This window comes from Leucobacter sp. M11 (assembly GCF_035726885.1).
Lineage (GTDB): Bacteria > Actinomycetota > Actinomycetes > Actinomycetales > Microbacteriaceae > JAPFRB01.
Genome location: NZ_JAPFRB010000004.1, coordinates 494,655 through 500,225 on the forward strand (window position 1 = coordinate 494,655; position 5,571 = coordinate 500,225).

At 69.9% G+C, this 5,571-nt stretch carries 3 protein-coding genes; 2 read left to right on the forward strand and 1 reads right to left on the reverse strand.

Annotated features, from left to right (window positions below):
- Positions 1–178: 178 nt before the first annotated feature.
- Entirely contained in the window at positions 179–859 is a 681-nt protein-coding gene (locus OOT08_RS14540; protein WP_325093503.1) for a Pr6Pr family membrane protein, read from the reverse strand.
- 271 nt (positions 860–1,130) lie between these two features.
- Here OOT08_RS14540 and serA point away from each other — a divergent pair, with 271 nt between their 5' ends.
- Together serA and OOT08_RS14550 are read left to right on the forward strand one after the other, a co-directional pair.
- Positions 1,131–2,723, forward strand: coding sequence for a phosphoglycerate dehydrogenase (gene serA / locus OOT08_RS14545; protein WP_325093505.1), 1,593 nt, complete (start codon positions 1,131–1,133; stop codon positions 2,721–2,723).
- A 304-nt stretch (positions 2,724–3,027) separates the two neighbouring features.
- The gene (locus OOT08_RS14550) at positions 3,028–5,283 is read left to right on the forward strand and encodes a polyribonucleotide nucleotidyltransferase (RefSeq protein ID WP_325093506.1); all 2,256 of its coding nucleotides are present in this window, start codon (positions 3,028–3,030) and stop codon (positions 5,281–5,283) included.
- Positions 5,284–5,571: the final 288 nt, after the last annotated feature.

A 5,571-nucleotide genomic window follows, 5' to 3' on the forward strand; every position in this document is an offset into this window, starting at 1 on the left:
TCGGGGCCTCTGGACCCGCGCGCTGATCCTGACGGCGGCTCTCGCCACGGTCGCGGTGATCCAGCTCGACCTGATGAACCTGGTCGGCACGAGCACCTACTTCGAGTAGCCGGGCGCTGCGCCCGGGCGGGAGCCCGTGCCGGGCGTACCCCTGCCCGGGAGCGCGCGCCGTCCGGACTCAGTCCGCGGCGCGGCTCAGGCGCTTCGCGGCCCAGCGGAGGGCGAAGGCCGCGCCGAGGATCACGGCCGCGATGCCCACGCCGTAGATTGCGACGAGCCCGTAGCCGCCGTCGTGGTTCGGGTTCAGGAACGGGTACGGGTACCAGAACGAGTTCCCGGTGCCCTCGTCAAAGACCCGCGGCCCGCGGAGCATCGTCACGGTCAGCCAGACGAGCGGATAGGCCACCACGACCGCGAGCGACTTCGGCCCGGGGCCGGGGTGCCCGAGGGCGCGGGCGGCGAGGAGCCAGTCGAGCAGGATGAGCGCCGGTGCGAACACGTGCAGAATCTCATTGGACCAGCCCACCGTCGCGCCCTGCGGCAGCTCGATGCCCCGGAGCAGGGTGTTGTAGACCACCCCGGTCGTGACGAGGCACGTGGCGGCGAGGAGCATCAGCGTGCCCGCCCAGCGCGGGGGCGTCGCCCGCCGAGCGAGGGACACGCCGCCGATGGTGAGCGCGACCGCGCCGAGGATGTTGGACTGGATCGTGAAGAACGAGAAGAAGTTCAGCACGTCGATGTCGATGCGCTGGTCGCCCCGCTCGGCCCAGACCCCGAGGCTCCGGACGAGTTGCGCGACGATGGCGGCGATGATGGCGGCGGCGGTGCCGAAGCGGAGGACAAGAAGGGCGGGGCGCATGCGGTGATCTCTCGGGTGTGCGGTGCTCCGGCGGAGGCACACGGAGAGATCCCATCCTCCCAGTGCGCCGGGCCCCGCCACAAGACCGAAGCGCCGTGACCCGCCCCGGCCCGGTGGGCCGCCGCGGAAGAGCGCCCGGTTGCGGAGCAGTTCGGGGCGTCGGCGCTGGCCGAAGCCTGGCCGCGGCAAGGTCGCGGTATCCCAGGGGGTCTAGACTGGTGCGCGTGCCCGCAACCGGCGGGCAGACCCGTCTGCACCGAAGGATCCGCCATTGTCTAAGCCGGTCGTGCTGATCGCTGAACAACTCTCGCCCGCCACCGTTGCCGCACTCGGCCCCGACTTCGACGTGGTCAACGTCGATGGCACGGACCGCCCCGCGCTCCTGGCCGCCCTGGCCACCGCCGACGCCATCCTGGTCCGCTCCGCGACCCAGGTCGACGCCGAGGCCATCGCCGCCGCCCCCCAGCTCAAGGTCATCGCCCGCGCGGGCGTCGGCCTCGACAACGTGGACATCAAGGCCGCCACCCAGGCCGGGGTCATGGTCGTCAACGCCCCCACCTCGAACATCATCAGCGCCGCCGAGCTCACGGTGACCCACATCCTGAGCCTCGCCCGCCACGTGCCCCGCGCGCACGCCTCCCTGTCCGCGGGGGAGTGGAAGCGCTCCTCCTACACGGGCACGGAGCTCTACGAGAAGACCGTCGGCATCGTCGGCCTCGGCCGGATCGGCGCCCTCGTGGCCGACCGCCTCCGCGGCTTCGGCGTCGAGCTGATCGCCTTCGACCCCTACGTCACCGCGGCGCGCGCCCAGCAGCTCGGCGTGACCCTGGTCACCCTCGACGAGCTCGTCGAGCGCTCCGACTTCCTCACGATCCACATGCCGCGCACCCCCGAGACGCTCGGCATGATCGGCGCCGAGCAGCTCGCGAAGATGAAGCCCACGTCCTACGTGGTCAACGTCGCCCGCGGCGGCCTGATCGACGAGGCCGCGCTCCGCGACGCCCTCGTCGCCGGGCAGATCGCCGGGGCCGGGCTCGACGTGTTCGTGCAGGAGCCGCCGCAGGATGACGCCCTCACGAGCCTGCCGAACGTCACCGTGACCCCGCACCTCGGCGCGTCGACCGACGAGGCCCAGGAGAAGGCCGGCGTCTCGGTCGCCAAGTCCGTGCGCCTCGCCCTCGCCGGGGAGCTCGTCCCCGACGCGGTCAACGTCGCCGGTGGCGTGATCGACCCCTACGTGCGTCCGGGCCTGCCCCTCACCGAGAAGCTCGGCCAGGTCTTCGCTGGCCTCGCGCAGAACAGCCCCGTCACCTCGATCGACGTGGTCGTCCGCGGCGAGCTCGCCGAGTACGACGTCAAGGTGCTCCGCCTCGCCGCCCTCAAGGGCCTGTTCACGAACGTGGTCTCCGAGCCCGTGTCCTACGTCAACGCGCCGCTGCTCGCCGAGCAGCGCGGCGTCGAGGTTCGCCAGCTCACCGAGTCCGGCAGCGAGAGCTACCGCAACGTGATCACCCTGCGCGGCTCCCTGGCCGACGGCTCCACCGTCTCCGTGACGGGCACCCTGACCGGCCCGAAGCAGGTCGAGAAGATCGTCGAGATCAACGGCTTCGAGATGGAAATGCCCATCGCCGAGCACATGATCGCCTTCACCTACCAGGACCAGCCCGGTGTGGTGGCCTCCTACGGCGCCATCCTCGGCCAGGAGAACATCAACATCGCCGGCCTCGTGATTGCCCGGGACGAGAAGGTCGGCCGCGCGCTGAGCGTGCTCAGCCTGGACGAGGCCCTCTCGGACGAGGCGAGCGAGCGCCTGCGCGTCTCCGTCTCCGCCGAGACGCTGCACAGCATCGACATCACGGAGTAAGCTCCCGCGTCGACCGCGCCCCCGTTCCTGATCAGGGACGGGGGCGCGCTTGTGCGCCCAGATCCCGCCCGTCGCGCGGATTTCCGGCCCAAACGGGGCCCCGCGTGGTAGGCTCGGACCGGTGTCTACTGACACCGCTTTCCAAAGACGTGGGGCACAACCGCAGGTCCGCTGGTCTTCGGTGGTGGATTCCTCTCTCCCAGAGCGGCGAGGGTGATTTTCTACTGTTGATCAGCAACCGCACCCGGGGGCCATCTGGCGTTCCCGGGACGTGCCCGCGCGTCCCGAAGTGTAAGGAGAACCCGTGGAGGGTCCTGAAATCAAGTTCGCCGAGGCAGTCCTCGACAACGGCAAGTTCGGCAAGCGGACGATCCGCTTCGAGACTGGCCGTCTCGCGCAGCAGGCGCAGGGCGCCGTTGCCGCGTACCTGGACGAGGAGACCATGCTCCTGTCCGCCACCAGCGCATCCAAGCAGCCGAAGGACCACTTCGACTTCTTCCCCCTGACGATTGACGTCGAGGAGCGCTCCTACGCCGCGGGCAAGATCCCCGGCTCCTTCTTCCGTCGCGAGGGCCGCCCCTCGACCGAGGCGATCCTGGTCTGCCGCCTCATCGACCGCCCCCTGCGCCCCTCCTTCGTGGAGGGCCTGCGCAACGAGGTCCAGGTCGTTATCACCGTCATGAGCATCGCCCCCGGCGAGTTCTACGACGCCCTCGCGATCAACGCGGCCTCCGCGTCGACGCAGATCTCCGGCCTGCCCTTCTCCGGCCCCATCGCCGGTGTGCGCCTCGCCCTGATCGGTGAGCAGTGGGTCGCCTTCCCGAACAACGAGCAGCTGCAGGACGCGGTCTTCGACCTCGTCGTTGCCGGCCGCATGGTGACCGACAAGAACGGCGTCGAAGACGTCGCGATCATGATGGTCGAGGCCGAGGCCACCGAGCACAGCTGGGAGCTCATCCGCAGCGGTGCCACGAAGCCCAACGAGGCCGTCGTTGCCGAGGGCCTCGACGCCGCGAAGCCCTTCATCGCGCAGCTGTGCAAGGCGCAGTCCGAGCTGGCCGCCCAGTCCGCCAAGGCCATCGCCGACTACCCGGTGTTCCTGCCCTACACGGACGAGGTTCTCGCCGCCGTTGACACCCTGGCCCGCGCCGAGCTCGCCCCGATCTACCTGATCGCGGACAAGCAGGAGCGCCAGAACGCCGACGACGCACTCAAGGCCCGCGTCAAGGAGGCCATCGCCGCCAAGGTCGAGGCCGGGGAGCTCCCCGAGTCCGCCAACGGGCAGGCCTCCGCCGCCTACAAGTCCGTGACCAAGGACATCGTCCGCGGCCGCATCCTCAGCGAGGGTGTCCGCATGGACGGCCGCGGCAAGAGCGACATCCGCGCGCTCGACGCCGAGGTCCAGGTCATCCCGCGCGTGCACGGCTCCGCCATCTTCCAGCGCGGCGAGACCCAGATCCTGGGTGTCACCACGCTGAACATGCTCAAGATGGAGCAGCAGATCGACTCGCTGTCGCCGGTCACCACCAAGCGGTACCTGCACCACTACAACTTCCCGCCCTACTCGACCGGTGAGACCGGCCGCGTTGGCTCGCCGAAGCGTCGCGAGATCGGGCACGGCTTCCTCGCCGAGCGCGCCCTCGTGCCGGTGCTGCCGAGCCGCGAGGAGTTCCCCTACGCGATCCGTCAGGTGTCCGAGGCGCTCAGCTCCAACGGCTCCACCTCGATGGGTTCCGTCTGCGCCTCGACCCTGTCCCTGCTGAACGCCGGTGTGCCGCTGCGCGCCGCCGTTGCCGGTATCGCGATGGGCCTCGTCTCCGACGAGGTCGACGGTGAGACCCGCTTCGCCGCCCTCACCGACATTCTCGGTGCCGAGGACGCGCTGGGCGACATGGACTTCAAGGTCGCCGGCACGAAGGACTTCATCACCGCGATCCAGCTCGACACCAAGCTCGACGGGCTCCCCTCCGACGTGCTCAAGGGCGCGCTGACGCAGGCTCACGAGGCCCGCCTCACGATCCTGGACGTGCTGAACCAGGCGATCGACGCCCCCGACGAGATGGCCCCGACCGCGCCCCGCGTGATCACGGTCAACATCCCGGTGGACAAGATCGGCGAGCTGATCGGCCCCAAGGGCAAGACGATCAACGGCATCCAGGACGAGACCGGCGCCGACATCTCGATCGACGACGACGGCACCGTGTACATCGGCGCGACCGACGGCCCCGCGGCTGAGGCCGCCCGCGCCCAGGTCAACGCGATCGCGAACCCGCAGAACCCCGAGGTCGGCGAGCAGTACCTGGGCACCGTCGTGAAGAACGCCACCTTCGGCGCCTTCATCTCGCTGCTGCCCGGCAAGGACGGCCTGCTGCACATCTCCGAGGTCCGCAAGCTTGCCGGTGGCAAGCGCGTGGAGAACGTGGACGACGTGCTCTCGATCGGCCAGAAGATCCTCGTCGAGATCACCAAGGTGGACGACCGCGGCAAGCTGTCGCTCGCCCCGGTGCTCGACGAATCGGCTGAGGAGTCGGCTCCCGCCGAGGAGGCCGCCGCGGAGTAATCCCCGGCACCTCACCGCGGGCCCGCTCCTCTTCAGGAGCGGGCCCGCGCTCGTTTTTCGGGGGGAACCCCGGCCCGCGGGGGAGACTCCGCAAAGAATTGATAACGGTTCCGCGCGTCCACGCGGTTCCTTTCCCGCCGGGGCTTACGCTCAGCGGAAAGGAAAGCGCTGGGCGACGCGTTGAGAGCCCGGCACGGAAGGCAGCAAGGATGAAGTGGGGCGATCTGGGGAGCCTGGGTCGGTTCGTGGCACCGTCCGGGACCACGGAACCGAAGGGCCGCCCCTTAG

Excerpts from the sequence above, each read along its gene's own strand:
- OOT08_RS14540 (WP_325093503.1), bottom strand. The coding sequence starts at position 859 with ATGCGCCCCGCCCTTCTTGTCCTCCGCTTCGGCACCGCCGCCGCCATC.